This window comes from Micromonospora sp. NPDC048930 (assembly GCF_043197935.1).
Lineage (GTDB): Bacteria > Actinomycetota > Actinomycetes > Mycobacteriales > Micromonosporaceae > Micromonospora.
In genome coordinates this window covers 101,788-128,032 of the sequence record NZ_JBICUB010000014.1, presented here as the reverse complement: position 1 = coordinate 128,032, position 26,245 = coordinate 101,788, and the positions used below count along the sequence as shown (strand labels likewise).

At 72.4% G+C, this 26,245-nt stretch carries 30 protein-coding genes and 1 pseudogene; 20 read left to right on the top strand and 11 right to left on the bottom strand.

The features are described 5' to 3' along the window. Positions 1 to 26 precede the first annotated feature (26 nt). From ACGFI9_RS29455 to ACGFI9_RS29445, 3 genes are read left to right on the top strand one after another with little or no spacing between them, the layout of a single operon-like run. Positions 27 to 1,418: an ABC transporter substrate-binding protein gene (locus ACGFI9_RS29455; protein ID WP_393183029.1), complete on the top strand. Its 1,392-nt coding sequence runs from the start codon at positions 27 to 29 to the stop codon at positions 1,416 to 1,418. Further along, positions 1,415 to 2,371 (top strand): carbohydrate ABC transporter permease, encoded by a 957-nt coding sequence (locus tag ACGFI9_RS29450; protein ID WP_393183027.1) that lies wholly within the window; start codon positions 1,415 to 1,417, stop codon positions 2,369 to 2,371. The genes ACGFI9_RS29455 and ACGFI9_RS29450 overlap by 4 nt, the downstream gene beginning before the upstream one ends. Further along, positions 2,371 to 3,237 carry a carbohydrate ABC transporter permease gene (locus tag ACGFI9_RS29445; RefSeq protein ID WP_393183025.1) on the top strand — a complete coding sequence of 289 codons (867 nt, stop codon included), beginning with the start codon at positions 2,371 to 2,373 and terminating at the stop codon, positions 3,235 to 3,237. Before ACGFI9_RS29450 ends, ACGFI9_RS29445 begins: the two co-directional genes overlap by 1 nt. A 25-nt stretch (positions 3,238 to 3,262) precedes the next feature. Here the strand turns inward: ACGFI9_RS29445 and ACGFI9_RS29440 are convergent, their stop codons facing one another. Beyond that, positions 3,263 to 4,276 (bottom strand): DUF5937 family protein, encoded by a 1,014-nt coding sequence (locus tag ACGFI9_RS29440; protein WP_393183024.1) that lies wholly within the window; start codon positions 4,274 to 4,276, stop codon positions 3,263 to 3,265. A gap of 68 nt (positions 4,277 to 4,344) precedes the next feature. Between ACGFI9_RS29440 and ACGFI9_RS29435 the strand changes: the two genes are divergently transcribed. The 3 genes from ACGFI9_RS29435 (at position 4,345) to ACGFI9_RS29425 (ending at position 6,190) form a co-directional block, all read left to right on the top strand. Next, positions 4,345 to 4,851, top strand: a complete 507-nt coding sequence (locus ACGFI9_RS29435) for a tetratricopeptide repeat protein (protein ID WP_393183022.1) — start codon at positions 4,345 to 4,347, stop codon at positions 4,849 to 4,851. 85 nt (positions 4,852 to 4,936) lie between these two features. Then, entirely contained in the window at positions 4,937 to 5,539 is a 603-nt protein-coding gene (locus ACGFI9_RS29430) for a phosphoesterase PA-phosphatase (protein WP_393183020.1), read from the top strand. A gap of 48 nt (positions 5,540 to 5,587) precedes the next feature. Continuing rightward, a complete protein-coding gene (locus tag ACGFI9_RS29425) occupies positions 5,588 to 6,190 on the top strand; it encodes a class I SAM-dependent methyltransferase (RefSeq protein ID WP_393183018.1) in 603 nt (200 codons plus the stop codon). A 34-nt stretch (positions 6,191 to 6,224) separates the two neighbouring features. On the opposite strand, the gene eccB is transcribed toward ACGFI9_RS29425, so the two are convergent. The 3 genes from eccB to ACGFI9_RS29410 all read right to left on the bottom strand — a co-directional run bounded on the left by eccB (position 6,225) and on the right by ACGFI9_RS29410 (position 9,565). After that, the gene (gene eccB, locus ACGFI9_RS29420; protein ID WP_393183016.1) at positions 6,225 to 7,601 is read right to left on the bottom strand and encodes a type VII secretion protein EccB; all 1,377 of its coding nucleotides are present in this window, start codon (positions 7,599 to 7,601) and stop codon (positions 6,225 to 6,227) included. A 167-nt stretch (positions 7,602 to 7,768) separates the two neighbouring features. Next, positions 7,769 to 9,148 (bottom strand): rhodanese-like domain-containing protein, encoded by a 1,380-nt coding sequence (locus tag ACGFI9_RS29415; RefSeq protein WP_393183014.1) that lies wholly within the window; start codon positions 9,146 to 9,148, stop codon positions 7,769 to 7,771. Between the two features lie 102 nt (positions 9,149 to 9,250). Next, positions 9,251 to 9,565 (bottom strand): rhodanese-like domain-containing protein, encoded by a 315-nt coding sequence (locus ACGFI9_RS29410; protein ID WP_393183012.1) that lies wholly within the window; start codon positions 9,563 to 9,565, stop codon positions 9,251 to 9,253. Positions 9,566 to 9,740: 175 nt separating this feature from the next. On the opposite strand from ACGFI9_RS29410, the gene trxA reads away from it, so the two are divergent. Further along, on the top strand, positions 9,741 to 10,109 hold the full coding sequence (trxA, locus tag ACGFI9_RS29405) for a thioredoxin (protein WP_393183010.1): 369 nt from the start codon (positions 9,741 to 9,743) through the stop codon (positions 10,107 to 10,109). Positions 10,110 to 10,156: 47 nt separating this feature from the next. On the opposite strand, the gene ACGFI9_RS29400 is transcribed toward trxA, so the two are convergent. Together ACGFI9_RS29400 and ACGFI9_RS29395 are read right to left on the bottom strand one after the other, a co-directional pair. Beyond that, positions 10,157 to 10,549: a DUF302 domain-containing protein gene (locus ACGFI9_RS29400; protein WP_393183009.1), complete on the bottom strand. Its 393-nt coding sequence runs from the start codon at positions 10,547 to 10,549 to the stop codon at positions 10,157 to 10,159. 72 nt (positions 10,550 to 10,621) lie between these two features. After that, a complete protein-coding gene (locus ACGFI9_RS29395; RefSeq protein ID WP_393183007.1) occupies positions 10,622 to 11,824 on the bottom strand; it encodes an FAD-dependent oxidoreductase in 1,203 nt (400 codons plus the stop codon). 153 nt (positions 11,825 to 11,977) lie between these two features. On the opposite strand from ACGFI9_RS29395, the gene ACGFI9_RS29390 reads away from it, so the two are divergent. The 5 genes from ACGFI9_RS29390 (at position 11,978) to ACGFI9_RS29370 (ending at position 15,909) form a co-directional block, all read left to right on the top strand. After that, positions 11,978 to 12,247, top strand: a complete 270-nt coding sequence (locus tag ACGFI9_RS29390) for a metal-sensitive transcriptional regulator (protein WP_265009040.1) — start codon at positions 11,978 to 11,980, stop codon at positions 12,245 to 12,247. 126 nt (positions 12,248 to 12,373) lie between these two features. Next, complete coding sequence (locus ACGFI9_RS29385) at positions 12,374 to 13,774, top strand: rhodanese-like domain-containing protein (RefSeq protein ID WP_393183004.1); 1,401 nt, start codon at positions 12,374 to 12,376, stop codon at positions 13,772 to 13,774. Positions 13,775 to 13,866: 92 nt separating this feature from the next. Next, positions 13,867 to 14,457, top strand: a complete 591-nt coding sequence (locus tag ACGFI9_RS29380; protein WP_393183002.1) for a rhodanese-like domain-containing protein — start codon at positions 13,867 to 13,869, stop codon at positions 14,455 to 14,457. Further along, positions 14,454 to 15,362 (top strand): sulfite exporter TauE/SafE family protein, encoded by a 909-nt coding sequence (locus ACGFI9_RS29375; protein WP_393183001.1) that lies wholly within the window; start codon positions 14,454 to 14,456, stop codon positions 15,360 to 15,362. The genes ACGFI9_RS29380 and ACGFI9_RS29375 overlap by 4 nt, the downstream gene beginning before the upstream one ends. Then, positions 15,301 to 15,909, top strand: a complete 609-nt coding sequence (locus tag ACGFI9_RS29370; RefSeq protein WP_393182999.1) for a class I SAM-dependent methyltransferase — start codon at positions 15,301 to 15,303, stop codon at positions 15,907 to 15,909. The genes ACGFI9_RS29375 and ACGFI9_RS29370 overlap by 62 nt, the downstream gene beginning before the upstream one ends. Before the next feature lie 32 nt (positions 15,910 to 15,941). Here the strand turns inward: ACGFI9_RS29370 and ACGFI9_RS29365 are convergent, their stop codons facing one another. Further along, positions 15,942 to 16,946 (bottom strand): zinc-binding dehydrogenase, encoded by a 1,005-nt coding sequence (locus ACGFI9_RS29365; RefSeq protein WP_393183110.1) that lies wholly within the window; start codon positions 16,944 to 16,946, stop codon positions 15,942 to 15,944. Positions 16,947 to 17,137: 191 nt separating this feature from the next. On the opposite strand from ACGFI9_RS29365, the gene ACGFI9_RS29360 reads away from it, so the two are divergent. The 7 genes and pseudogenes from ACGFI9_RS29360 (at position 17,138) to ACGFI9_RS29330 (ending at position 24,029) form a co-directional block, all read left to right on the top strand. Continuing rightward, entirely contained in the window at positions 17,138 to 17,851 is a 714-nt protein-coding gene (locus ACGFI9_RS29360; RefSeq protein WP_393182998.1) for a spermidine synthase, read from the top strand. 93 nt (positions 17,852 to 17,944) lie between these two features. Beyond that, entirely contained in the window at positions 17,945 to 19,624 is a 1,680-nt protein-coding gene (locus tag ACGFI9_RS29355) for a long-chain-fatty-acid--CoA ligase (protein ID WP_393182996.1), read from the top strand. Between the two features lie 86 nt (positions 19,625 to 19,710). Then, a pseudogene (locus ACGFI9_RS29350) lies at positions 19,711 to 20,781 on the top strand (winged helix DNA-binding domain-containing protein). A 105-nt stretch (positions 20,782 to 20,886) separates the two neighbouring features. Continuing rightward, complete coding sequence (gene msrB / locus ACGFI9_RS29345) at positions 20,887 to 21,345, top strand: peptide-methionine (R)-S-oxide reductase MsrB (protein ID WP_393182994.1); 459 nt, start codon at positions 20,887 to 20,889, stop codon at positions 21,343 to 21,345. A gap of 1 nt (position 21,346) precedes the next feature. Next, positions 21,347 to 21,868, top strand: a complete 522-nt coding sequence (gene msrA, locus ACGFI9_RS29340; protein ID WP_393182992.1) for a peptide-methionine (S)-S-oxide reductase MsrA — start codon at positions 21,347 to 21,349, stop codon at positions 21,866 to 21,868. Positions 21,869 to 21,954: 86 nt separating this feature from the next. Next, positions 21,955 to 23,202: an epoxide hydrolase family protein gene (locus tag ACGFI9_RS29335; protein ID WP_393182990.1), complete on the top strand. Its 1,248-nt coding sequence runs from the start codon at positions 21,955 to 21,957 to the stop codon at positions 23,200 to 23,202. A 341-nt stretch (positions 23,203 to 23,543) separates the two neighbouring features. Next, entirely contained in the window at positions 23,544 to 24,029 is a 486-nt protein-coding gene (locus ACGFI9_RS29330; protein WP_393182988.1) for a hypothetical protein, read from the top strand. 79 nt (positions 24,030 to 24,108) lie between these two features. Here the strand turns inward: ACGFI9_RS29330 and ACGFI9_RS29325 are convergent, their stop codons facing one another. From ACGFI9_RS29325 to ACGFI9_RS29310, 4 genes are all read right to left on the bottom strand, one after another. After that, on the bottom strand, positions 24,109 to 24,282 hold the full coding sequence (locus ACGFI9_RS29325) for a hypothetical protein (protein ID WP_393182986.1): 174 nt from the start codon (positions 24,280 to 24,282) through the stop codon (positions 24,109 to 24,111). Continuing rightward, a complete protein-coding gene (locus tag ACGFI9_RS29320; RefSeq protein ID WP_393182984.1) occupies positions 24,279 to 24,497 on the bottom strand; it encodes a hypothetical protein in 219 nt (72 codons plus the stop codon). Before ACGFI9_RS29320 ends, ACGFI9_RS29325 begins: the two co-directional genes overlap by 4 nt. Beyond that, positions 24,494 to 24,829, bottom strand: a complete 336-nt coding sequence (locus ACGFI9_RS29315) for a hypothetical protein (protein WP_393183108.1) — start codon at positions 24,827 to 24,829, stop codon at positions 24,494 to 24,496. Before ACGFI9_RS29315 ends, ACGFI9_RS29320 begins: the two co-directional genes overlap by 4 nt. A 64-nt stretch (positions 24,830 to 24,893) precedes the next feature. Further along, the gene (locus tag ACGFI9_RS29310; RefSeq protein WP_393182983.1) at positions 24,894 to 25,124 is read right to left on the bottom strand and encodes a hypothetical protein; all 231 of its coding nucleotides are present in this window, start codon (positions 25,122 to 25,124) and stop codon (positions 24,894 to 24,896) included. 239 nt (positions 25,125 to 25,363) lie between these two features. Between ACGFI9_RS29310 and ACGFI9_RS29305 the strand changes: the two genes are divergently transcribed. Then, a complete protein-coding gene (locus tag ACGFI9_RS29305) occupies positions 25,364 to 26,110 on the top strand; it encodes a GntR family transcriptional regulator (protein ID WP_393182981.1) in 747 nt (248 codons plus the stop codon). Positions 26,111 to 26,245: the final 135 nt, after the last annotated feature.

Sequence of the window (26,245 nt, the reverse complement as noted above, 5' to 3'; positions counted from 1 at the left end):
TGTACCCTTCGAGAGGAGTGCCACCGATGTCATCGCCCTCGATGCGGATCCTCGCCTCTTCCCTGATCATGGCATTTGTCGGGACAACCCTGCTGGCCTGCGGAGACGACGAGCCGAAATCCGACAGTTCCCAGCTAACGGTGTGGAGCCTGGAGGACGTGGCGGACCGGGTCACCGCCACCAAGGCGATCATCGCCGACTACACCGCGAAGACCGGGGTGAAGGTCAACCTGGTCACCGTCAACGAGGACCAGTTCCCCTCCCTGATCGCCTCCAGCGCCGCCGCCGGCGACCTGCCCGACGTGGTCGGCTCGGTCTCGCTCGCCGGTGTGCGCACCCTCTCCGGCAACGACCTGGTCGACCCGGACGCCAACCGGGCGGTCGTGGACAAGCTCGGGAAGGACACCTTCGCACCGCGCTCCCTGGAGCTGACCAGCGAGGACGGCAAGCAGCTCGCCGTGCCCAGCGACGGGTGGGGCCAGCTGCTCGTCTACCGCAAGGACCTGTTCGCCGCCGCCGGCCTGCCCGCCCCCGACACGTACGAGAAGATCGCCGCCGCGGCGGCGAAGCTGAACACCGGCGGCGTCGCCGGCATCACCGCGGCGACCGCCCCCGGCGACGTCTTCACCCAGCAGACCTTCGAGCACCTGGCCCTGGCCAACAACTGCCAGCTCACCGACGACGCCGGGAAGGTGACGCTGGACTCCCCCGAGTGCGTCGAGGCGTTCCGCTTCTACGGCGACCTGATGCGCACCCACTCGGTCAAGGGCGCGCAGGACGTGGACACCACCCGGGCCACCTACTTCGCCGGCAAGGCGGCCATGCTGATCTGGTCGCCGTTCATCCTCGACGAGCTGGCCGGGCTGCGCAACGACGCCAAGCCCACCTGCCCGCAGTGCCAGTCCGACCCGGCCTTCCTCGCGCGCAACAGCGGCTTCGTCACCGCGATCAAGGGCCCGAACGGCACCGAGCCGGCCCAGTACGGCGAGATCAGCTCCTGGTCGGTGCTCGACGGCGCGGCCGACTCCGCGAAGTCGTTCGTGGAGTTCATGCTCTCCGACGGCTACACCCGCTGGTTCGGCATGTCGCCGGAGGGGCGGGTCCCGGTGCGGACCGGCACCGCCGAGGACAAGCAGAGGTTCCTCGCCGCCTGGAACACCAGCGAGGCCGGAGTGGACGTCAAGAAGCCGCTCGGCGCGGTCTACGGCGACGACGTGCTCGCCACCGTGCGCAAGAGCCCGGACACCTTCCAGCGCTGGGGGCTCCCGCAGGGCCAGGGGAAGCTGGTCGGCGCGATCCTCGGCGAGCTGCCGGTGCCCAAGGCGCTCGCCGACGTGATCGCCGGGAAGTCCGACGCCGCGGCCGCCGCCAAGCGGGCGCAGCAGGACGTCGAGGCCATCGCCAAGGGCGTCAATTGACCACCACCGCACCGGAGGCCGGCCGCTCCCCCACCCGGGAGCGGCCCCGCCCCGGCGGACGCCCGCTCACCCTGCGCCGCCGCGAGTCCCGCGCCGGGCTCGCGCTGGTCACCCCCACCCTGCTCGTCGTGGTCGCGGTGATCGGCATCCCCATCGTCTGGACCGTCGTGCTGGCCTTCCAGCGGGTACGCCTGGCCACCCTGCGCCGGACCGGCCTCGCCGGCGAGCTGACCCTGGACAACTTCGACCGGGTGCTGCACACCCCCGGGTTCGCCGACACCCTCCGGACCACCCTGGTCTACAGCCTCGGCGGGACCGTCGGGTCGATCCTCGTCGGCCTGGTCGCCGCGCTGGTGGTCCGCCGGCCGTTCCCGGGCCGCACCGTGGTCCGCGCGTCCATGCTGCTGCCGTACGTGGCGCCGGTGGTCGCCATGGCCTTCGTCTGGCAGGTGATGCTCGACCCGCAGCTCGGCATCGTCAACGACTGGGGGCGGCGGTTCCTCGGCTGGGACGAGCCGGTCCCGTTCCTGTCCCAGGAGTCCACCGCGCTCTGGACGGTCATCGCGTTCGAGGCGTGGCGGTACTTCCCGTTCGCCTTCCTGTTCCTGCTGGCCCGGCTCCAGGCCGTACCGGCCGAGCTGGAGGAGGCGGCCCGGGTGGACGGGGCCACCCCGACCCAGCGGTTCCGGCACATCCTGCTGCCGCAGCTCATGCCGGTGATCGCGCTGCTCGCGGTGCTCCGGTTCATCATGACGTTCAACAAGTTCGACGACGTCTACCTGCTCACCGGCGGCTCCGCCGGCACCGAGGTGGTCAGCGTCCGGGTCTACCAGTTCCTCACCGCGCGTACGGACATCGGCGCGGCGGCCGCCCAGGCGGTCGTGCTGGCCGTGGTGCTGATCGTGTTCGTCGCGATCTACCTGCGCTTCTTCAGCGGGCGACGGGAGGCGTGATGGACCGGGACCGGATCGAGACGGTGAGCCTGCGCTGGCTGCGCCGCCTGGTCATCGCCGTCTTCCTGCTCGTCACCCTGCTGCCGTTCTGGTACATGCTGGTGCTCTCGGTCCGCCCCATCGAGCGGCTGCTGCTCGACCCCGGCTCGCTGTGGGTGCCGTTCGGCGAGCTGACCGTCGCCACGTACGCCGAGGTGCTGAAGTCCGTGGAGGAGGGTGGCCAGGGCTTCCTCACCTTCATCCGCAACAGCGGCCTGGTCGCGCTCTCCGCCACGGCGCTCACCCTGCTGGTGGCCATCCCCGGCGCGTACGCGGTGTCCCGGCTGCGGTTCTTCGGCCGCCGGCAGGTCAACGCGCTCTTCCTCGCCGTCTACCTGTTCCCGTCGATCGTCATCGCGATCCCGCTCTTCGTGGTCTTCACCCGGGCCGGGCTGCGCGGGTCGCTGTTCGGGCTGGTGCTGGTCTACATCTCGCAGACCCTGCCGGTCTCGGTCTACATGCTCCGGAACTACTTCGAGACCATCCCGGTCAGCCTGGAGGAGTCCGCCGCCATCGACGGGGCCGGGCGGCTCGGCATCATCCGCCGGGTCAGCCTGCCCCTGGCCGCGCCGTCGGTCATGGCGGTCGCCCTGTACGACTTCATGATCGCCTGGAACGAGTTCCTCTTCGCCCTTCTCTTCCTGGTCGACCGCCCCAACCGGTGGACGGTCTCGCTGGGGCTGTCCCTGCTCTCCGACGGGGTCGAGGTGCCGAAGACCGTGCTGATGGCCGGGTCGGTGATCCTCACCCTGCCCATCGTGCTCCTCTTCTTCGCCAGCGAACGGCTGCTCACCGAGGGGCTGACCAGCGGCGCGGAGAAGGGCTAGCCGATCATCACCCGAGGAGGGGGCCCTAACCGAGCGCGGCCTCGCCGAGCGGCGTACGCCGGTAGCGGATCTCGTGCCGGTGCCGTTCCCCGGCGACGAACCCGGCGTCGCGCAGCACCGACAGGTGCTCGGAGACCGTCCCGGCCGCCAGCGCGTGGCGGTGGGCCAGGGTGGTCGTGCTGGCCGGCTCGTCGAGGCTGAGCAGCAGCGCCGCCCGGGTCCTGCCGATCAACCGACCCAGCGCCGCGTGCCGGTCGGTGGACAGGGGCTGCCAGAGGGTGCCGAGCCCCCGGGCCGGATAGATCACGGTGGGCTGCCACGGCGGATCCACGATGACGACGACCTGATCCCACTTGAAGGCGCTGGGCACCAGGACAACTCCCTCGCCGCGCAGGTCGCGATGCTCGTCGTCGCCGTACTCGCGGGTCAGCACGCCGTTGTTCCAGCGCAGTCGTGGATGCAGCTCGGCGAACAACCGGTCCAGGCCACCCTCGGCGAGCCGCCGGCTCTGGAACCCCACATCGGCGTCGAGCAGCCCGCGTACCTGCGGCCAGACCGGTTCGACCAGGACCTCCCAGGCCTGCTGCACGAGGGAGACCAGCGTCTGGAGGACAACGGCCGGGTCGCCCAGCAGGAGCCTCCCGGTCGCCGACTCGGCCGCCCCCGGAGTGTCGGCCAGTGACCGCCGCACCTCCGCGCGTACCCGATCATGGCCGGTGGCCGCCACGGCCGCGAGCTCGTCCTCGAACCGGGCATGTGGGCCGATCGGAGGCGGCGAGAGGAAGTCGGGGGTGTAGCCGCGACGCGGCTGGAGCAGGGCGATCGGCCGCAGGTCGAGTTCCCGCGGGTCGAGAGTGTCGAGCCAGCGGCGGTGGGGGCCGACGCCCTCGCGCGGGGAGAGCAGCCGCACCGCGGACAGCGTCTCGAGCATGGGTGAGATGGCGAAGCGGCAGCGCAGCAGGTCGGCGGGGCTGAATCGCAGCCTGACCGCCATCCGCACCACCCCGGAGAAGAGGAGATTCGGCCTCTGCCGAATCATTGGCGGCCACGGTAGCAGCGCCCGCAGAGTGTCTGTCGGCTGAACCGAGGATCACGAGGAGAACGACGATGAACCCGAGCGCCGATTGGGAGCAGCGCAACGCGGAGCTGTGGGCGGCCTTCAACGCGGCACCCGACGACTGGGACGAGCACGAGTTCCGCGCGCGGGTCGACGCCCTCGCCGACGAGTTGGGGGCGGATCATCCGGTGGCGCTGTTCGAGCGGGCCGGCGCCTGGGACTCGACCGGCCATTCGGACCAGGCGGTTCCGCTCTATCGCAAGGCGCTGGAGCTGGGCATCGACGGCATCCGCCGGCGGCGCTCGGTGATCCAGTTGTCCAGCTCGCTGCGGAACATGGGGCAGCCGGAGGAGAGTGTCCGGCTGTTGACCGAGGAGCGCGAGCGCGGCTCCGACGAGCTCGACGACGCGGTCAGCGCGACGCTCGCGCTGGCGCTGACCAGCGTCGGCCGGGAGCGGGAGGCGGTGTCGATCGCCGTCGGGGCGCTCGCCAAGCACCTGCCGCGCTACCAGCGGTCGATGGCCAACTACGCCCGGCTCCTGGTCGAGTCGGACTGATTCGCTGACCTGATGAGCAGGTCCGGGGCCAGGGATCGAGGTCCGGCTAGTTGACCTTGGCGGTTGCGGGCCACAGGATGACCCGGTGCGAGCGACCACGGAACGGACAGTCAGCGCCCGACTTGCCCGGCTGCTCACCGAGGTCCTCGCCCCGGGCATCCTGGTCACCGCGATGCCCCTGGTCGGCGCCGTCCGGGTCAGCCGCTCCGTGCGGGAGTTCCTGCTCTGGGGCGGCACCGCGCTGCTGTTCTGCGCTGTCATCCCGATCGCCGTGCTCGTCCACGGCGTACGCCGGGGCACGCTGAGCGACCGGCACGTCGGGGACCGGACCCAGCGGGCCCGCCCGCTGCTGACCGGCCTGGCCTCGGTGGCGGTCGGGCTCACCCTGCTCGCCGCGCTGCACGCCCCGGCCGTGCTGTTCGCCATGATCCTGGTGATCTTCGTGGTGGGCGCGGCGTGCACACTGGTGAACCACTGGTGGAAGCTGAGCATCCACGCCGCCTGCGCCGCCGCCTCCGTCACCGTCCTGGTGCTGCTCTTCGGTCCGGCGCTGCACCTCGGCTGGGCGCTGGTCGCGGCGGTCGCGTGGTCCCGGGTCGAACTGCGCGACCACACCTGGCCGCAGGTCGTCGCCGGTGCCGCCGCCGGCGTTCCGCTCGCCGCCGCCACCTTCCTCGCGGTCACCTGAGCCCGGGTTCCCGGCGCCGGCCCCGACAAGATCAGTTACCGTGACGGCATGGGCAAGCCGACCCGCTGGGTGACCGAGACGAAGCCAGGACACTCGCAGTGGTACATCGACCGGTTCCGCCGGCTCGCCGCCGAGGGCGCGGACCTGGCCGGCGAGGCCCGACTGCTGGACGCGCTCGTCCCGCCGGGCTCGCGGATCCTGGACGCCGGCACCGGCACCGGCCGGGTCGCCGCGGTGCTGGCCGCCCGCGGCCACACGGTGGTGGGCGTGGACGCCGACCCGGCGCTGATCGAGGCCGCCCGCGCCGACCACCCCGGCCCCCGTTTCCTGGTCGCCGACCTCGCCGAGCTGGACCTGGCCGGGCAGGGCGAGCCCGAGCCGTTCCACGCGGCGGTGGTCGCCGGCAACGTGATGACCTTCGTGGCCCCGGGCACCGAGCGGGCGGTGCTGGCCCGAGTCGCCGCGCACGTCCGACCGGACGGCCTGGTGGTGGTCGGCTTCGGCACCGACCGGGGCTACCCGCTCACCGACTTCGACGCCGACGCGGTGGCGGCGGGGCTCCGGATCGAGCACCGCTTCGCCACCTGGGACCTGCGGCCGTGGCGGGACGACGCCGACTTCGCGGTGACGGTGCTGCGCAAGCCGCGCTGAGACGGCGGCCCGAAGGAGACCGCCCGGGCCCGGGTCAGGCCGGGGCGGCGACGGCGCGGGCGGCGGCCGGGTCGAGCGGGCTGCCGGCCGGGACCAGGCTCACCAGGCTCGCCGGCAGCCGGACCGGCCGGACGCCGGGGTAGCCCAGCATGCCGAGCACGTCCGCGCCGGAGAGCACGTACCGCCGGCCCAGGTCGGTGACGACGCTGACCGCGCCGCCGGTGGCGCCCGGCGCCGCCGCCGACTCGACCACCGCGCCCCGGCCCGGCTCGACCACCACCTGGTCGGCGAGACCGCCGCCGGTGGTCCGCGCGGCGGCGGAGAGGTCCGGCGGGGTGACCGCCAGCCGGATGTCGCGTACGCCGGCGTCGTCGCCGACCCGGACGCAGAGCGCGCCGCCGTCCGAGGTGGCCAGCCGGGGCGGTACGGCCGGCGGCGCGGTCGGCCCGGTGGGCACCCGGTCCGGCAGCTTGGGCAGGGCGGCGAACCGACCGAGGGTGATCGGTTTCGGGTCACCCTGTCCGGTGCGGGCGAGCAGCAGAGCGGCCTGGAGTTCGGTGATGCCGGCCAGGCCGTCCCGCTCGGCGACCGCGTACTGCCGGCCGCCGCCGGAGTTGCGGACCAGGTAGACGTCGCCGACGGTGGCGTCGTCGACCCGGTCGGACCGCTCCCCCAGGCCGGGCAGCGCGGGCGGGGCCAGGTCGGCGCCGGCCGGCACGGTGTTGAGCAGCGCGGGGGCCACCCGCACGGCCCGTTCCCGGGTCGCGGCCAGCGCGGCCAGCACCCGGTCGGTGTCGCGCAGCAGGTAGCGCCGGTCGTGCCAGAGCAGGTGCAGGCTGCCGTCCGGGTGGCGCAGCAGCAGTCCCTGCTCGCCGAGCGGCCGCCCGCCGGTGGCCTCCCGCCCGATCAGCAGCGCCGAGCGGACCCCGGTGCGCCCGGGCTCGGTGGCGGCGACCGAACAGACCGTCCAGGCGCCGGTGACGAGCCGGCCCGGGGCCGGCAGCGAGTCCGGCGCGTCGGCGATGCCGAGCGGCAGCCCGCGCGGCACGCCGTCGATCGCGCGGCGGGAGACCAGGACGGTCTTCGGGCGTTCGGTCCCGATGATCAGCAGCGCGGAGGCGTAGTTGAGCACCGGGTGCAGCTTCTCCTCCCGGTAGACGAATCGCGCGCCGGACTCCTTCTCCACGATCACCGCGCCGGTGTCGCGCCAGGAGCTGCCGCCGCCGGCGAACAGTCCGTACAGGGCGACGCCGCCGAGCGCGACCACCGCGACCAGCACGCTGGCCAGGCCCGCGCCGGCCAGCCGCCGGAACGGCGACTGCGCCGGATCGGTCTCCCGCATCACCAGCGCCGCGACCGCCCGCTGGATAGTGAACTGGTACGAGTGCAGCTGGTCCTGCCGCGACGGCATCGCGTCCCTTCCGCCGGGTTCGTCGGCGCACAGGATAGACGTTCCGTCCATCCCCTGTGGACCCTCCGTGTCCGCAGTCCCAGCCTCGGCGCGACGGAGGCCGCTGTCATCTCTCTCCAGACATGAGGCGGGTGACCGGGGTTGCCCGGTCACCCGCGATCCGGCGGTCAGACCGCCGCGTGCAGCGCCTGCCAGGCGCCGTACCCGCCGAGCAGGTCGGAGACGTCCGCCCGGCCGGCGTTGCGGAGCAGGCTGGCCGCGACGGAGGACCGGTACCCGCCCGCGCAGTGCACCACGACCGGCCGGTCGGCCGGCACCTCGTCGAGGCGGCGGGGCAGCTCGGCCAGCGGGATGTGCAGCGAGCCGTCGACGCCGCCCTGCTCGCGCTCACCGGCGTTGCGCACGTCCAGCACGACCGGCGCGGTGCCGCCGTCCAGCGCGGCGCGCAGGTCGGTGGCGGTGACCCGGCTGGCCCGGGTCAGGTCGGCGACCATCTCGAGGAAGGCACCCTCCGGCTCACGCAGGTAGCCGACGACGTGGTCGAAGCCGATCCGGGCGAGGCGTACGACGATCTCCTCCTCCCGATCCTGCGGCGCCACCACGAGGACCTCGCGGTCCGGCGCGATCACGCTGCCGGCGGTCTCGGCGAACCGGCCGTCGGCGGGGATGTTGATCGCGCCCCGGACGTGGCCGGCGGCGAACTCCTGCGGGTCGCGGGCGTCCACCACCACCGCGCCCTCGGCGCGGGCCCGGGCGAACTCGGTCGCGTCGAGCGGGCGCGGGGCCCGGGTGTGGTCGAACAGTTCGCGGGCCTTGCGGTTGAGCACCGCGTCGAAGGCGAAGTAGCCGGGCGCGGCGGGCTGGCCGCCGGTGACCAGGGCGAGGAACTGCTCCTCGCTCATCGGGGCGCAGGCGTAGTTGGTGCGCCGCTGCTCACCGATGGTGGACTGCCGCTCGGTGGAGAGGTTCTTGCCGCAGGCCGAGCCCGCGCCGTGCGCCGGGAAGACCCGGACCTCGTCGGGCAGCCCCATCAGCTTGCGCTGGACGCTGTCGTAGAGCATCCGGCCCAGCTGGTCGGCGGTCACGCCGAGCGAGGCGAGCAGGTCGGGCCGGCCCACGTCGCCGATGAACAGCGCGTCCCCGGTCAGCACCCCGTACGGCACCGGGTCGGTGGCGTGCGCGTGGACGAGGATGCTGATCGACTCCGGGGTGTGCCCGGGGGTCTCCATGATCTCCAGCGTCACGTCGCCGAGGCTGATCCGCTCGCCGTCGGTGAGCTTGCGGCTCGGGTACTCGGTCTCCGCCCGGCGCCCGTACCCGATCCAGGCGCCGGTCGCGGCCGCCACCTCAAGGTGGCCGGCGAGGAAGTCGGCGTGGAAGTGGGTGTTGATCACCCCTTCGATGGTCAGACCGTGGGCCCGGGCGTCGGTCAGGTACTCGTCGATGTCCCGGCGCGGGTCGACGAGCACCGCCCGCCCGGTGGTGTCGTCGGCGATCAGGTACGACGCCTGGGACAGGCAGTCCAGGTAGTACTGGGTGAACAACATGTCGAACTCCTTCGCAGTGATGACTGGCGATGCCCCAACGGTAGCGCATACCCCCAGGGGTATATTCCGGGCCGAAGGTCCCGAACGGTCAGGACGCTCGACTCAGGCCCGGCTGCCCTCGGCCAGGGGGTGACCGGCGCGCACCCACGCTGCCGTGCCGCCGGCGACCGACCGGGCGTCGATGCCAGCACGCTCGAGCAGTTCGGCAGCCACCTGGCTGCGGTTGCCGCTGGCGCAGATGACATACACCGTGCCGCCGCGGGGCAGGCCCCTGGCGCTGGCGGGCAGGTGACCCAGCGGAATGCACCGGGCGCCGGGAACGTGACCCCCGACGTACTCGACGGGCTCCCGCACGTCGATCACCGTCGCCCCGTCGGCGTGGGCGGCGGCGAAGGTGGTCAGGTCAACCTCTCGCATATCTCCTCCTCGGCATCTCTATACCCCCGGGGGTATCTGGCGACGACACTAGCGCAACCCGATCGCACCGGCACACCGCCCGCCGCCCCGGACGGCGTGATGGGGACCACCGGAATAGATACCCGGGCGGGTATGTTGCCGGTGATGGAACGCCATCTATGCACGGAGGTGGGACATGGCGAGCGTGGCGCTGACCGCGGCCGACTTCGCGGAGACCGTCGACCGGGACGGGATCGTCCTGGTCGACTTCTGGGCGAGCTGGTGCGGCCCCTGCCGCAGCTTCGCGCCGGTCTTCGAGAAGGCCAGCGAGCAGCACCCGGACATCGTGTTCGGCAAGGTCGACACCGAGGCGGAGCAGGCCCTTGCCGCGGCCGCACAGATCCGGTCGATCCCGACGCTGATGGCCTTCCGGGACGGCGTCCTGGTCTTCGCCCAGCCCGGTGCGCTGCCGGCCGCCGCACTGGAGCAGGTGATCCGGTCGGTCCGCGACCTCGACATGGACGAGGTGCGGACGAAGCTGGCCGGCAGCGGCGCCGGTCGCTGACCCGGAACGCGGGGGTACGGGCCGATCGCCCGTCCCCCCGGCGCGGGTCAGCTCGACACGGCGTCCAGCGCGGCCCGCAGCCGGACACCGGCCTCGGCGGCGACCGCCGGCAGTTCGGGCGCGTCACTGAGCTGCACCATGACCTGGGGATCCATGGCCTGCACCAGGGTGTTGTCCGGCCCCTCGGCACGAACCACGACGTTGCACGGCAGGAGCAGGCCGATGGCCGGGTCCGCCTGCACGGCGCGGTGCGCCAGGGGCGGGCTGCAGGCCCCCAGGATGACGTACTCGGTCAGGTCGGCGCCGAGCTTCTCGCGCAGCGTCGCCCGCAGGTCGATCTCGGTCAACACCCCGAAGCCCTGGTCCTTCAGGGCCGTCCGGACGCGCTCAACCGTCGGGGCGAACCCGGCGGAAACGCGGACCGTCATCGCATAGCTCATGTTCTGCTCTCCTCGCTGGAGATGATGCCGGCCGGGCGGGGCCGGCCGCCGGTGATTGAGGGGACCCGGCGGTCAGGCCAGGCCGCGAAGCAGGCCGTGCCAGTACATGGCGGGCAGGCCGTAGCGCTTGAGCAGCCACATGTCGTAGCGCGGCCGCATCGTGTCGATGAACGGGAAGCTGGGCTTGGGCTTCTGCTCGTAGTCGAACTCGGCGAGCAGCATCCGGTTGTGGGCGGTGACCAGCGGGCAGGAGGTGTAGCCGTCGTACCGGCCCGGCAGCGGCTCGCCCCAGCGGGCCGCGAGCAGGTTGGACACCACCACCGGCGCCTGCTTGCGGATGGCCGCGCCCGTCTTCGAGGTGGGCAGGTTCGCCACGTCGCCCAGCGCGAAGACCTCCGACCAACGGGCGCTCCGGAGCGTGTACTGGTCGACCGCCAGATAGCCGAACGGGCTCGCCGGGTCGGCCAGCGGGCCGCCCTTCAGCCAGTCCGGCGCGCTCTGCGGCGGTACGGCGTGCAGCAGCTCGTAGTCGACCGTTTCCTTGGTGCCGGTGGCGCTGTCGAGGATGACGGCGCGCCGGCTCTCGCCGTCGACCTCGACGAGCTGGGACTCGTAGCGCACCTCGATGCCGTAGCCCGCGGCCACGCCGTGGAGGGCCCTGGCCCAGTCCGGCTGACCGAAGATGGTCGGCGTGGGCAGCACCAGGATGACGCGCACATCGTTCAGCACGCCCTGCCGGCGCCACCAGTCGGCCGCCAGGTAGGCGATCTTCTGGGGCGCGCCGCCGCACTTGATCGGGCCGGCCGGCATGGTGAAGATCGCGGTGCCGCCGCGTACGGCGCGGATGAAGTCCCACGTACGGGGGGCAAGGTCGACGCGGTAGTTGCTGGACACGCCGCGCGTGCCCACCGACTCGGCGAGACCGGGCACCGCCTCGAAGTCCAGCTGGAGCCCCGGCGCCATGACGAGCTGGTCGTAACCGACGGTCCCGTCGCCGGCGAGCGCCACGTGCCGGTTGTCCGGGTCGACCCCGGCCGCCCGGTCCCGAATCCAGGTCACGCCCTTGGGGATGAGCCTTCGTTCCGGACGTACGGTTTCCGCCACGGTGGCCTGACCGCCGCCCACGAGCGTCCAGAGCGGTTGGTAGTAGTGGTGCTCGGCCGGCTCGATCAGGGCGATGTCGCCCACACCCGCCCGGCGCAGCCGGGCGGCGACGCTGATGCCGGCGGTGCCACCGCCGACGATGACGACCTCGTGCTGCCGTACCGGAGCCATGGGACCTCCCGGAGGTGAGAAGGGTGGCCGCCGCGGGCATCTGACCGATCGGCGGGAATCCGCAGGCGACCCTTGAGGTTGACGATACCCCCGGGGGTATTCGGTAGCGAAGTCGGTACCCCCTGGGGTATGTTGAACGCAGGAGGTAACGCTGTGAAGCTTCAACCCGCCATGACCAGCGAGGCGCTGACCCGGCTCAAGCGGGCCCGGGGCCAGCTCAACGCCGTCATCGAGATGATGGAGAACGGTGAGGACTGCCGGGCGGCGCTGACCCAGCTCGCCGCGGTCTCCAAGGCCATCGACCGGGCCGGCTTCAAGATCATCGCGTCCGGGATGCGGCACTGCGGCACCGCCCGCGACCGGGGCGAGGAGCCGGAGATGACGGAGGAGGAGCTGGAGAAGCTCTTCCTGGCCCTGGCCTGACCGACGAAATCGCCACCCACGCCGCGTGAGCGCGGCGTGGGTGGGTAACCCACGCCCGAGACCCGGGCCGAAGTCTGTCTCCCACATACCCCCGGGGGTATATGGGAAATGGAAGGAGAACGGCATATGGCAGTCGACGTATCCGTCATCGCGACGTCCTCGCTCGGGGACCGCAGCTACCTGGCCTCGGACGGGCGGGTGGGGATCGTGGTCGACCCGCAGCGGGACATCGACCGGATCCTGTACCTCGCCGGGGCGCAGGGGGTGCGGATCACCCACGTGGTGGAGACGCACCTCCACAACGACTACGTCTCCGGCGGCCTCGAACTGGCCCGGATCACCGGCGCCCGCTACCTCGTGGCGGCGGCCGACGAGGTCGGCTTCGACCGGGTGCCGGTCACCGACGGCGACATGGTGCCCGTCTCCGACACCCTGCGGCTGCGCGTGCTCGCGACCCCCGGCCACACCTTCCACCACCTGTCGTACGTCCTCGACGAGGCCGCGGACGGCGGCTGGCAGCCGGCCGGCGTCTTCACCGGCGGATCGCTGCTGTTCGGCACGACCGGGCGCACCGACCTGCTCGGCCAGGCGCACGCCCACGAGCTGGCCCACCAGCAGCACGCCTCGGCGCGGCGGCTGGCCGACCTGCTCCCCGACGGGGCCCAGGTGTGGCCCACGCACGGCTTCGGCAGCTTCTGCTCGGCCAGCCAGGCCGACGCCCCCGACTCCACCATCGGCCGGGAGAAGCGGGCGAACCCCGTGCTGCGGCTCGCCGCCGACCAGTTCGTCACCGAGACGCTCGCCAGCCTCGACGCCTACCCGGCGTACTACGCCCACATGGGCGTGGCGAACAGCGCCGGACCGGCCGCGGTGGACCTCACCCCGGCGACCCGGGCGGACGCGGCCCAGCTCCGCGACCGGATCGCCGCCGGCGAGTGGGTGGTGGACCTGCGGCACCGCAAGGCTTACGCGGCCTCGCACCTGGCCGGCACCGTGAGTCTCGGGCTGGACGGCCCGATGTCCACCTGGCTCGGCTGGCTGATCGACTGGGGCACCCCGGTCACCCTGCTCGCCGAGACTCCGGAGCAGGTCGCCGACGCCCAGCGGGAACTGGCCCGCATCGGCATCGACCGGCCGGCCGCCCAGGCCACCGGCGAGGCCGGGCGGTGGGCGGCCGAGCCCGGGCAGCTCCGGGAGCTGCGGATGGCCGACTTCCCCGCCCTCGCCGCGGCGCGCGGCGGCAACACCCCCGCCGGCCTGCCCGCCCCGGCGGTCGTCCTGGACGTACGGATGACCAACGAGTGGAAGGCCGGCCACGTCGAGGGCGCGGTGCACATCCCGCTGCCCGAGCTGCCCGCGCGGCTGGCCGACGTACCGCCGGGCGCGGTCTGGGTGCACTGCGGCTCCGGCTACCGCGCCACCGCCGCGGCGTCGCTGCTGGCCAACGCCGGCCGCGAGGTCGTCGTCATCGACGACCGGTTCGACCGGGCCGAGGCGGCCGGCGTCGCCATGGCCGACAACGCCTGACCCGTACCCCGATTCCGGCCGGCGCGGACGACGCGCCGGCCGGCGCCCCGCCCTGCCACCCGCTCGGGTGGTTTGCCCCAGAACGAGGAGACATGAGCACTTCTGAGACCGCCCGCCCCGCCACCCTGGACGCCACCGCCCTGCGCGAGCTGATCGACTCCGGGCGCTCGCCCCGGCTGCTCGACGTGCGCACCCCGGCCGAGTTCGAGACCGTGCACATCCCCGGCGCCTACAACGTCCCCCTCGACCTGCTCCGCGAGCACCGCGAGGAACTGCGTAGCCACCTCGACGAGGACGTGGTGCTGATCTGCCGCTCCGGCGCCCGCGCCACCCAGGCCGGGCAGGCGCTGGCCGGGGTCGGACTGCCGAACCTCAAGGTCCTCGACGGCGGCATGCTCGCCTGGCAGGCAGCCAACGCGCCGGTCAAGCAGGGCGCGCCCCGGTGGGACCTGGAGCGGCAGGTCCGCCTGGTCGCCGGCTCGATCGTCCTGCTCAGCGTCCTGGGTTCGGTGTTCGTGCCGGGCCTGAAGTGGGTCGCCGGGTTCATCGGCGCCGGCCTCACCTTCGCCGCGGTGACCAACACCTGCGCGATGGGCATGCTGCTGAGCAAGCTGCCGTACAACCGGGGCGCCAGCTGCGACCTCGACACCATCGTCGGGCAACTGCGCGGGGGGCGGGCATGAGCGCCACCCTGCTGCTGACCCTCGGGCTGGCCGTGCTGATCGGGGTCAGCCTCGGCCTGCTCGGCGGCGGCGGATCCATCCTCGCCGTGCCGCTGCTGGTGTACGTCGCCGGCCTGCCGGCCAAGGAGGCCATCGCCACGTCCCTGCTCGTGGTCGGCGCCACCAGCGCGGTCGGGGTGCTGCCGCACGCCCGCGCCCACCGGGTCCGCTGGCGCACCGGGCTGGTCTTCGGCCTGGCCGGGATGACCGGCGCGTACGCCGGTGGCCGGCTGGCCGCCTTCATCCCGGCGGCGGTCCTGCTCACCGGGTTCGCGGTGATGATGCTGGCCACCGCGGTCGCGATGATCCGGGGTCGCCGGAACGCCGCGGGCCGGCCGGTGCCGCACGAGCTGCCGGCGCTGCGGGTGATCCTCGACGGGATCGTGGTCGGGCTGGTCACCGGCCTGGTCGGCGCGGGCGGCGGCTTCCTGGTGGTGCCCGCCCTGGCCCTGCTCGGCGGCCTGCCGATGCCGGTCGCCGTCGGCACCTCGCTGGTGGTCATCGCGATGAAGTCCTTCGCCGGCCTCGCCGGCTACCTCTCCAGCGTGAGCATCAACTGGGGCCTCGCCCTCGCGGTGACCGCCGCCGCGATCGTCGGCAGCGTCCTCGGCGGTCGCCTCGCCGGGAAGATTCCCGCGGATCTCCTGCGCAAGTCGTTCGGCTGGTTCGTTGTGGTGATGGGCGTGTTCGTCCTCGCCCAGCAACTGCCGCCGCGAATCGGGCTCGGCCTGGTCGCCGTGGGGGCGCTTGCCGCAGCCGGTACGGTCACGGTGGCGGTGGTGCGCCGCCAGAGGGGGGAACACAGTGGACAGCAGCGCCTGGGACGCCCGGTACGCGAGCGCGTCGGGACTGGTGTGGAGCGCTGAGCCCAACCGTTTCGTGGTCGAGTCGGTCGCCGGGTTGACCCCCGGCGCCGCGCTCGACCTGGCGGCCGGCGAGGGCCGCAACGCGGTCTGGCTGGCCGAGCGGGGCTGGCGGGTCACCGCCGTCGACTTCGCCCCGGTGGCCGTCGAGCGGGGCCGCGAGCTGGCCGCGCGGCGGGGCGTCACCGTCGAGTGGCGGGTCGCGGACGTCACCGCGTACCGGCCGGTGCCCGGCAGCTACGACCTGGTGCTGCTCAGCTACCTGCACCTGCCCGCCGCCGACCTGGCCGGCGTGCTCGCCTCGGCCCGCGAGGCGCTGCGCCCGGGCGGCAGCCTCGTCGTCGTCGGCCACGACCTGGCCAACCTGCGTGACGGCACCGGCGGGCCGCAGGACCCGGCCGTCCTGCTCACCCCGGAGAGCGTCGTCGACGGCCTCGCCGGGCTGCGCATCCAGCGCGCCGAGACGGCCCGCCGCCCGGTCCCCACCGCCGACGGCGGCAGCATCGATGCCCTCGACACGGTCGTCGTCGCCACCCGGCCCACCGACTGAGCGCGGCGTGCCGGGCACGGGCGGCCGGGCGCTCACGGGCGCAGGATCAGGCGGATCGGGTTGCCCTGCTTCTTCTGCACCCGGCGCACCGCCTCCGGCGCGTCGGCCAGCGCCAGCACGTCGCTGACCGACGCGGACAGGTCCAGCCGGCCCAGCCCGGTGAGCGTCACCAACTGCCCGACGTGCTCGGCCTCGGAACCGTAGTGGCCGAGCACCGCCTGCCGGTTGTAGCTGAACCGGCTGTCGGAGGGGATGCTGACCGGCTGGTTGGCGATGCCCGCGAGCACCAGCCGGCCGTGCCGGCCGAGCACCGTCAGGGCCTGCTCGCGGACCGCATTCACGCCGGCGAAGTCGAACGCCACGTCGAGCCCCCGGGTGCCGGTCAGCTCCAGCACGGCGTCCTTGAAGCCGCCGTCCTTCGGATCGAGGGCCAGGTCCGCGCCGAGCACCAGGGCCCGGTCCCGGGCCGCCGGCAGCGGGTCCACGGCGATCACCGGGGCCGCGCCGACCAGTTGCAGCAACTGCACCGCGTGCGCGCCGAGGCCGCCGACACCCCACACCCCGACCGCCTCCGCCGGCCGGACCCGCCCGGTGTCGGTCACGGCCGCCCACGGCGTGGAGACCGCGTCCGGGATGATGCAGGCCTGCTCGAACGGGAGCAGGTCCGGCACCGGTACGAGGGTGTCCTCCCGGGCCAGGGTGTACTCGGCCCAGCCGCCGTCGTAGTCGACACCACGGGTGAGCACGAGGCCGAACCGGTCCCGCTCCCCCGCCTGGAGCAGCACCCGCGCGCCCGGCTGCCAGCCCCGCACCCCCTCGCCGCACACGTCCACGGTCCCGGCCACCTCGTGGCCGAGCGTGACCACGTCGCCGTCCAGGTACAGCGGGGTCAGGGTGCCGTCGATCAGGTGCACGTCCGACAGGCACACCCCGGCGGCGGCCACCCGGACGCGTACCTCCCCGCGTCCCGGCTCGGGCACCGGCACCGACTCCATCCGCAGCGCCCGCTCGGCCACGTACAGCCGTCCGGCCAGCATCTCCGCCACGCCGCACCCCTCTCTCCGGCGTCCCCGACCGCCGACGGCCCGACGCCGGACGCGCCGAGCCGGAGTCGGCGTACCCGGAACACGCCGGGCAATGCCGGCCGCGGCGGAAAACCGCGCCTGACCGACGGCGGGGCGACGGGCCGGTAACATCCCGTCACGGGATCGGCGGAGAGGACCACCGGGTGGGCGCGCGATTCGAGGAACTGGCCTGGCGGGAGACCCCGATCGGCGAGATCAGCCTGCGCCGGCGCCGCGACCCGTCGCTCGACGTCGACGTGTACGAGGTGAAACTCGACGACGAGTTCCTGATGTCCAGCCTCTTCCCGGTCGCGGAGATCGAACTCGCCCGGCTCGGGCTGGCCCCGCTGACCGGCGAGGCCCTGGACGTGGTGGTGGGCGGGCTCGGGCTCGGCTACACCGCGCGGACCGCGCTGGAGGATCCCCGGGTGCGCTCCCTGCTGGTGGTGGAGGCGATCGAGGACGTGATCGACTGGCACCGCCAGGACCTGCTCCCGTTCGCCGCCGGGCTGGCCGCGGACCCGCGTACGCGGTTCGTCCGGGCGGACTTCTTCGCGGCGGTGGCCACCGGCGCCGGGTTCGACCCGGAGTCGCCGGGCCGGCGGTTCCACGCGGTGCTGCTGGACGTGGACCACTCGCCGCGCCAGGTGCTGCACCCCAGCCACGCCGGCTTCTACACGGTCGAGGGGCTGCGGCGCCTCGCCGCGCTGCTGCATCCCGACGGCGTCTTCGCGCTCTGGTCGAACGACCCGCCGGATTCGGCGTTCCAGCGGGTGCTCACCGCGGTGTTCCCCACCTCGGTGGCGCACGTCGTCCGGTTCCCCAACCCGCTGCAGGGCCGGGAGGCCGCGAACACCGTGTACGTGGCGCGCTTCTGACCGTGTGACGAAGTCCCCAACTTACGCGAACGTAAGTTACCGGGCGGTTAAGTTAGGCTGAGGGCCGTCATCCGGCAGCGAGGAGAGACGGCGATGGACGCGACCGCGGAGCGCCCCTGGACCCGCAGCTACGCCCCCGGCGTACCGGCCACCGTCGCCGAGCCGGCCGGCTCGCTGGTGGACCTGCTGACCGACGCGGCCCGCCGGTTCGGCCCCCGGGTGGCGCTGGACTTCTACGGGGCCGCCACCACGTACGCGGAGCTGGCCGACCAGGTGTCCCGGGCCGCCGAGGCGTTGCGCCGGCTCGGGGTGGGGCGCGGCGACCGGGTGGCCCTGGTGCTGCCGAACTGCCCGCAGCACGTGGTCGCCTTCTACGCGGTGCTGCGCCTCGGCGCGGTGGTGGTCGAGCACAACCCGCTCTACACCGCCGAGGAGCTGGCCCACCAGCTCACCGACCACGGCGCCCGGGTGGCGATCGTCTGGGACAAGGTCGCGGCGCTGGTCACCGGGCGCGGCGCGGTGGAGACCGTGGTCGCCGTCGACCTCACCGGGGCGCTGCCCCGGGTCAAGCGGTGGGCGCTGCGGCTGCCGCTGCCCAAGGTGCGCGCCGCCCGCGCCGCGATGACCGCCGCGGCGCCCGGCGCCCGGCCCTGGTCGGCGCTGGTCGCCGCCGCGCCGCCGCTGCCCGCCGACCATCCCGCGCCCGCCGTCGAGGACATCGCGCTGCTCCAGTACACCGGCGGCACCACCGGCGTCCCGAAGGGCGCGATCCTCACCCACCGCAACCTGCGGGCCAACGCCGCGCAGGGCCGCGCCTGGGTGCCCGGCCTGCGCGACGGCGAGGAGACCGTGTACGCGGTGCTGCCGCTGTTCCACGCGTACGGGCTGACGCTCTGCCTGACCTTCGCGGTGGGCATCGGGGCGACGCTGGTGCTGTTCCCCCGCTTCGACGTCGACCAGGTGCTCGACGCGGCCCGCCGCCGGCCCCCGACCTTCCTGCCCGCCGTACCGCCGATCTACCAGCGGCTGGCCACCGCCGCCCGGGAACGCGGCGTCGACCTCACCTCGGTCCGGTACGCCATCTCCGGCGCGATGGCGCTGCCGCCGGCCACGGTCGAGCTGTGGGAGTCGGTGACCGGCGGCCTGCTCGTCGAGGGGTACGGGATGACCGAAACCTCCCCGATCACCCTGGGCAACCCGGTCGCCCCGACCCGCCGGCCGGGCACCGTCGGGGTGCCGTTCCCCTCCACCGAGGTACGCATCGTCGACCCGGAGGACCCGTCCCGGGACCGCGCCCCAGGAGAGGCCGGCGAGCTGCTGATCCGCGGCCCGCAGGTGTTCGCCGGCTACTGGAACCGTCCGGAGGAGACGGCGCGGGTGCTGCTGACGGGCGGCTGGCTGCGGACCGGCGACATCGTCACCATGGACGCCGACGGCTTCGTGACCGTGGTGGACCGGATCAAGGAGCTGATCATCACCGGCGGGTTCAACGTGTACCCGTCCGAGGTGGAGGAGGCGCTGCGGCGCATCCCCGGCGTACGCGAGGCCGCCGCCGTCGGCCTGCCCTCCGCAGACGGCGAGGAGGTCGTCGCGGCGGTGGTGCTCGACCCCGGCGCCGGCGCGGACCCGCAGTCGGTCCGGGCCGCCTGCCGGACGCACCTCGCCGGCTACAAGGTGCCCCGCCGGATCGTGGTGGTCGAGGACCTGCCCCGCTCCCAGATCGGCAAGGTGCTCCGCCGCGAGGTACGCGACAAACTGATCGCCGAGAACTGAACCGCCTTGTCGCGGGCAGCGCGTAGCTCCAGGGTCACAGAAATCGCGGTGCGTAGGGTGTGAGCGTGGTTGATCGGCGCCAGATCATGAACTTCCGCGTCCGGGCCCAGCAGCTCGACCGAGCCGAGGGCACGCTCGCGGACACCGCCGTGCTCGACATCGGGGCGCAGGACACCGGCCCAAATGGGGGCCGGTGGGCGATGGCCGTACGCGGGGTCGACGTGGCGGCGCTGTCCGGCGAGGGTCTGGTCCTGCTCTGGAGCGTGCGCGGCGCTCCCCACCTCTACCGCCGCGCCGACCTGCCGGAGGTGGCCGCCGCGGTCGAGCCGTTCTCCGACGCCGACGCGGGCAAGCGCATCTACGACGCCGCCAAGCCATTGAAGGCGGCCGGCATCAGGAACCTGGCCGCCCTCGATGAGGTGGCCGCCCAGATGCGCGCCATCGTCACCGAACCGACCGTCAAGGGGGACGTCTCTGGCCGCCTGGCCGAGGTGATGCCCGAGCCGTACCTGCGGTTCTGCCGGCCCTGCAACGCCACCCACCTGTACGAGATGCCGTTCCGGCTGGCCGCCGTGCGGGCGGGGCTGGAGCTGCAACTCGACACGTCGCCACCGGTCCTGCAACGCATCACCGGGTTCGCGAAGGCAGCCGCCCCGGGCGACAGGTTCGACCTCATCCGCGCGTACCTCCGGCTGCTCGGCCCGGCCGCCCCCAGACACGTCGCCGCCTACCTCGACGCTCCGGTGAAAGAGGTGAAGGCACACTGGCCGGAAGATGTGATCGAGGTGATGGTCGACGGCGAAGCCCGCTCGCTGCTGGCCGCCGACGAACCGGCGTTGGAGCCGGCCGACGGCAAGGTAACCCGCCTGCTCGGTCCCTTCGACCTCTTCCTCTAGGCGAAGGACCGGGAAACCCTGGTGCCGGACCCGGCCCAGGCCAAGGAGTTGTGGCCGGTACTGGGTCGCCCCGGTGCCGTCCTGGTCGACGGTGATCTGGTCGGCACCTGGCGTCCCCGCACGTCCGGCAGGGCGTTGAAGCTCGCCGTCCAGCCCTGGCGGAAGCTGCCCGACGCTGGACGCAAGGCAATCGTCGAACAAGCTGAACGCCTCGCCGCGTACCGTGGCGTCTCCCTCGCCGGCGTCGAGTTCGCCAGCTAGGGCCTGGTCGGCCAGTGCCCGCCTGCTCGCTGCGGGTGGTTAGCCGAGCGCAGGCCGGGTAGGCAGGCGCGACGCGTGGCCGACGACTCATCCGAGGGGGCGAAGGTGTCACCCGAGTATCGCAAGAGCCCCGAGGCGATCTCCCGGCTGTCGCCGGAGCAGTACCAGGTCACCCAGGAGGCGGGCACCGAGCCGGCCTTCCACAACGCCTACTGGGACAACAAGGAACCGGGCATCTACGTCGACGTGGTGTCCGGCGAACCCCTGTTCGCCTCGGTCAACAAATACGACAGCGGCACCGGCTGGCCGACGTTCACCAAGCCGATCGAGCCGAGGAACGTGGTCCAGGCCGGCGGGGGCTCCGCCATGTTCGGCATCGAGGTCCGGTCGGCGCACGGGGACAGCCATCTCGGCCACGTCTTCGACGACGGTCCCCCGGAGGCCGGCGGGCTGCGGTACTGCATGAACTCGGCCGCGCTCCGGTTCATCCCGCGCGACGACCTCGAGCGCGAAGGCTACGGCGAGTACCGCGGAGTGTTCGAGCACCCGGACGGGGGGCGATGAGATGACTGACAACACGGAGAAGGCCATCCTGGCCGGCGGCTGCTTCTGGGGCATGCAGGACCTGATCCGCAAGCGCGAGGGCGTGATCAAGACCAGGGTCGGCTACACCGGCGGGGACGTACCGAACGCCACCTACGAGAACCACGGCACCCACGCCGAGGCGATCGAGATCGTCTACGACCCGCAGAAGCTGTCCTACCGGGACCTGCTGGAGTTCTTCTTCCAGATCCACGACCCGACGACGAAGAACCGCCAGGGCAACGACGTCGGCCTCAGCTATCGGTCGGCCATCTTCTACTGCGACGACCAGCAGCGGCAGGTCGCCGAGGACACCATCGCCGACGTGGACGCCTCCGGCCTGTGGCCCGGCAAGGTGGTCACCGAGGTCAGCCCGGCGGGGCCGTTCTGGGAGGCCGAGCCCGAACACCAGGACTACCTGGAGAAGTACCCCGCGGGTTACACGTGCCACTTCCCCCGGCCCGACTGGAAGCTGCCCCGGCGCAGCGAGAGCGCCAGCCGGTAGCGGGATCGCTCGTATCGCCCGCGAGCAGCAGAAGCGCGCTCTAGGGTCGGGCTGAGGGGCAAGTCAGGACGAGATGGGGGACCGCCGTGGCTGTCAAGACCGAAGCGCGACCGCGCACCACCGAGATCCGGCCGTTCAATATCGAGGTCCCGGAGGCGGACCTTGAGGATCTGCGCGCGCGCATCAGGGCCACGCGCTGGCCGAACAAGGAGACCGTCAAGGATGAGTCGCAGGGCGTGCCGCTCGCCCTCATGCAGGACCTCGCTCGCTACTGGGCGACCGACTACGACTGGCGCAAGTGCGAGGCGCGGCTGAAGGCTCTCCCCAACTTCGTCACCGAGATTGACGGAGTGGAAATCCACTTCATCCACGTTCGCTCGAAGCACGAGGACGCGCTCCCGATCGTCGTCTGCCACGGCTGGCCCGGGTCGATCATCGAGCAGCTGAAGATCATCGAGCCGCTCACGGATCCGACGGCGCACGGCGCGAGCGCGTCGGACGCCTTCCACGTCGTGATCCCGTCGATGCCCGGATACGGATTCTCCGGCCAGCCGAACACGACCGGCTGGGATCCCGTACACATCGGCAAGGCCTACGTCGAGCTGATGAAGCGTCTCGGATACACCCGGTTCGTGGCGCAGGGCGGCGACTGGGGCGCGATCGTCGTCGACGCGATGGCCGGCGGCCGCGCCGACCCGGCAGCCGCCGAGCCGGCGCCACCGGAGCTGATCGGCATCCACACCAACATGCCGGGCGCGGTTCCGCCGGACCTCTTCCTCTCGGCCTTCGCCGGCAGTCCGGCTCCGGACGGTCTCTCCGACGAGGAGCGGGCCACGTACCAGCAGCTGCTCAGCTTCTTCGGGTCGCACGTGGCGTACGGGCTGATCATGGGGACGCGCCCGCAGACGCTCTACGGCCTGGCGGACTCACCCATCGATCTCGCCGCGTTCATGATCGACCACGGCGACGGGAGCGGTCAGCCCGGCATCGTTCAGCAGGTCCTCGAGGGACGTCTGCAGCGGCCGAGCGACCTCACGCGCGACGACATCCTGGACAACATCACGCTCTTCTGGCTCACCAACAGCGGGGTGTCGTCGGCGCGGCTGTACTGGGAGAGCAAGCTCCCCTTCTTCTCCACCAAGGGCGTGAGGATCCCGGTCGGCGTGAGCATCTTCCCCGACGAGATCTACCGGGTTCCGCGCAGCTGGGCGGAGCGGGCGTACCCCAACCTCGTCCACTTCAACCAGCACGACAGGGGCGGGCACTTCGCGTCCTGGGAGCAGCCGCAACTGCTCACGGAAGACCTGCGCGCGACGTTCCGATCGCTGCGCTAACGACGCTCCCGTTCGAACCTGCGCACGCCCTCGTTCACCGGCGCGACCGAGTGGTTCAACTCTGAGCCACTCGGCCCCGCCGAGCGGATCAGACAAGGCGCTGGATGCGGACCTTCGGGCGCTCGTTCCTCAGGTGCGCCAGCTTGTGCTGGCGCACCTGCTCGTATCGTCACGTCCTATCATCCGGATCCCAGTCGCGCAGCAGGTCGAACACCGTCGAGCGAGCCATCGGCCGGCTTCATGAACGCGACCCTATCGCCGGGCAACGCCGCGCCAAACGGACGCGTATAGAGTGCGATGATCGCAGAGCGCGATGCACGGATCCAGAATGGACGCTCCTCTTGGGAACCCTCACCGATCGACTGCGCCGCAGGCTGAACCGGACCTTCAAGCGCGGCGCGGTCCTACTCGCAGCCACCATGGTCGCAGTGTTCGCCCTGCCGTCCGCGGCCATGGCCGAAGACAACTACTACAAGACCTGCGAGTATGACTACGTGAGCTGCCAGACCGGTGTGGCAGCCGGGCTCGTGCAAGGCGAATGCATGACGACGAGCCTCGCCTACGCATATACGTCGATCTGCGTCGACTACAACGGCGACTACGTCTACGTCAGGGATGGCAAGGCCGACGGCCACGCCGCGGTGGGCTACGTCGGCTCTGCCAACGGCGTCAGCGACCGCTTCTGCCGGAACAACCAAGGGTACGGCACCTGGGTCAGGTGCAACTTCGACTGGGTCGAGGCAGGCGCGCACAGCGCGTCCGCAGGGTACTTGGAACAGTTCTACATCATGGAACTCGACTACCTCTGGTCGTGGTCCGGCAAGTAGCGGCTGGGTAGACCCGGGTCGGCTCGGGCCGGTCACCGCCGCCGGCTCGCTAACTGCAACCCGGCCCAGTGGCCTCGGATCAGACGAGGCGCTGGATGCGGACCTTCGGCCGCTCGTTCCTCAGGTGCGCCAGCTTGTGCTGGCGCACCTGCTCGTCCCAGACCTCCTGGTCGTAGTCCGGGTCCGGCGGGATCCTCCGGTGCGAGCCGTCGCTGTAGTGGAACTTCTCGTCCCCGGCCCGCAGGATGCTCACCGCAACCACCCGAGGAAACGCCGATGCAGCGCGCCCGCCGGCGCCCAGGTCAGATCCGCGGTGGCCCGGACGAGCTGCGCTCCCATGTAGAGCGCCAACGACACCGGCGCGTCCGCGAACTCCGCCCGCAACTCCCGCCGCCGCGTCGTGCACGGCCACGGCGCACCGCAACCACCACAGCTCCAGATCGGCAACACCGGCCCGTGCGTGGTCACGCGCGACCTCCCAGCAGCGCCGCCGTCAACGACCGCGCCTGCCGGCTGGTCGCCCACTCCACCTGCCAACACGGGTACGGAGCCAGCCGCGCCCACCACGCCCGGCAGCCGACACACATCCCGTCGAGACCCCGCAGATGTACGCCAAGGATCAGCTGCTCCTGATGCTTCACCGCTCGTCCCCAGTCGGCCAGTGCCCACGGCTGATCGGAATGCGGTGGCGGGTGTGGCAGGGCAGGTCGGCTCCGCAGCGACAGACCCACCGCCGTTTCCGCGAGGACCAGACCGGCCGGTGTCGTCGGACGAGGGTCAGCGCGGCCGCGAGCAGATATTCCTCGTACGAGACGCGCTGCCTGCCCTCGGTCGACCTGGCACGAGCGCCGGCGACCATTCGGCTCACCGGTGGCCCCTCGTCCCGTAGCCGGTGCGCTGGTCCAGCGGCATCCGCACAGCCGGCGCGATCTGCGTCGGTACGCGATGCCATTGCGTGTCCCGCAACCGCTCCGCCTGGTCGAGCAGCCGCTGTCGCGCGTTCGCCTGCTCGCGTTCCTGGATGACCTGCCCGACGCCGGGCTGCGCGGGCTCGGGCCGGCGCATCAGCTTGCGGACCAGGTCGCGGATGGACATTGCCACACAGCCTCTCTCGCATCGGCGGGCGCAGGCCGGTGCTCTGGAAGACGAGCAGGTGGCCGCGGCGGTGAGGACGTCCCGTTACCGCAAGGCATGGTTGCTGACCGGAGCCGGGCGGTAACGGGGCGCCATCCGAAAGCTAGTGCACTAGATTCGTGTCAGGCAAGGGAGGCGCGCAAACTTGGCACACCAGGTTGTCTGTGATCGACTGGGCAGGCTGACCGGAGGTACTTGCAATGCCGACGCCGCCCGCCTACCTGAGGATCGCCACCGACCTACGCGACGCGATCACGTCCGGCGACCTTCCTGCCGGAGCGAAGCTCCCGTCCGAAACCGGCCTGATGCGCCAGTACGGCGTGAGCCGGACCGTCGCCAAGTGGGCGATCGCCGTGCTCAAGGGCGAGGGCATTGTGGAGGGCCGCGCCGGGTCCGGCGTCTACGTCCGCGACACTCGCCGGCTGGTCCGCCACGCTCAGGGCCGAGACATTCGCGCCAACGATGGCCCGACCTCGCCATTCGCCCGGGATGCGGCTCGTGCGGGCCAGCAGGGCACCTGGGAGCACGACAGCCGCCACGACCACGCGGACGAACGGATCGCCGCCCGGCTCGGCGTCGAGCCTGGCGCGCCAGTGATGCGCACGGCGTACCGCTTCCTGGCTGACGGTGAGCCGATCCAGCTCTCCACCTCGTACGAGCCGCTGGCCATCACGCAGGGCACGCCCGTGGAGTGGCCGGAGGCCGGCTCGGCGGTGGGCGTGGTTGCCCGCATGGACGCGATCGGCGTCCGGGTGGATGAGGTCGTGGAGCGCGTGAGCCTGCGGGCGGCGACCGCTGGCGAGGCCGAGGCTCTCCGCCTGTCCGCGCGGGCCTTCGTGCACACCATCGAGCGGACCTACCTCGCCAGTGGCCTGCCGGTCGAGACGGCGGACATCGTGCTGCCAGGCGGCCGGTACGACCTCGTCTATCGGATCCCAGTCGACTGACGCACCAAGTCCTCCGGCACGCCCGGCGACCTGTGGCACGCGGTATACGTGGTCCCGAGGGGTCATCACAGCCGGCACCGCTGCTCCGCCGGCTCCCACTCAGCCGCCTGGATCTGCGGACCCGTGCTCTGCCTT

Coding starts and splice junctions, on each gene's coding strand:
- ACGFI9_RS29455 (WP_393183029.1), top strand. CDS start 27: ATGTCATCGCCCTCGATGCGGATCCTCGCCTCTTCCCTGATCATGGCA.
- ACGFI9_RS29445 (WP_393183025.1), top strand. CDS start 2,371: ATGGACCGGGACCGGATCGAGACGGTGAGCCTGCGCTGGCTGCGCCGC.
- ACGFI9_RS29440 (WP_393183024.1), bottom strand. CDS start 4,276: ATGATTCGGCAGAGGCCGAATCTCCTCTTCTCCGGGGTGGTGCGGATG.
- ACGFI9_RS29435 (WP_393183022.1), top strand. CDS start 4,345: ATGAACCCGAGCGCCGATTGGGAGCAGCGCAACGCGGAGCTGTGGGCG.
- ACGFI9_RS29425 (WP_393183018.1), top strand. CDS start 5,588: ATGGGCAAGCCGACCCGCTGGGTGACCGAGACGAAGCCAGGACACTCG.
- eccB (WP_393183016.1), bottom strand. CDS start 7,601: ATGCCGTCGCGGCAGGACCAGCTGCACTCGTACCAGTTCACTATCCAG.
- ACGFI9_RS29415 (WP_393183014.1), bottom strand. CDS start 9,148: ATGTTGTTCACCCAGTACTACCTGGACTGCCTGTCCCAGGCGTCGTAC.
- ACGFI9_RS29410 (WP_393183012.1), bottom strand. CDS start 9,565: ATGCGAGAGGTTGACCTGACCACCTTCGCCGCCGCCCACGCCGACGGG.
- trxA (WP_393183010.1), top strand. CDS start 9,741: ATGGCGAGCGTGGCGCTGACCGCGGCCGACTTCGCGGAGACCGTCGAC.
- ACGFI9_RS29400 (WP_393183009.1), bottom strand. CDS start 10,549: ATGAGCTATGCGATGACGGTCCGCGTTTCCGCCGGGTTCGCCCCGACG.
- ACGFI9_RS29395 (WP_393183007.1), bottom strand. CDS start 11,824: ATGGCTCCGGTACGGCAGCACGAGGTCGTCATCGTCGGCGGTGGCACC.
- ACGFI9_RS29385 (WP_393183004.1), top strand. CDS start 12,374: ATGGCAGTCGACGTATCCGTCATCGCGACGTCCTCGCTCGGGGACCGC.
- ACGFI9_RS29380 (WP_393183002.1), top strand. CDS start 13,867: ATGAGCACTTCTGAGACCGCCCGCCCCGCCACCCTGGACGCCACCGCC.
- ACGFI9_RS29375 (WP_393183001.1), top strand. CDS start 14,454: ATGAGCGCCACCCTGCTGCTGACCCTCGGGCTGGCCGTGCTGATCGGG.
- ACGFI9_RS29365 (WP_393183110.1), bottom strand. CDS start 16,946: ATGCTGGCCGGACGGCTGTACGTGGCCGAGCGGGCGCTGCGGATGGAG.
- ACGFI9_RS29355 (WP_393182996.1), top strand. CDS start 17,945: ATGGACGCGACCGCGGAGCGCCCCTGGACCCGCAGCTACGCCCCCGGC.
- msrA (WP_393182992.1), top strand. CDS start 21,347: ATGACTGACAACACGGAGAAGGCCATCCTGGCCGGCGGCTGCTTCTGG.
- ACGFI9_RS29310 (WP_393182983.1), bottom strand. CDS start 25,124: ATGTCCATCCGCGACCTGGTCCGCAAGCTGATGCGCCGGCCCGAGCCC.
- ACGFI9_RS29305 (WP_393182981.1), top strand. CDS start 25,364: ATGCCGACGCCGCCCGCCTACCTGAGGATCGCCACCGACCTACGCGAC.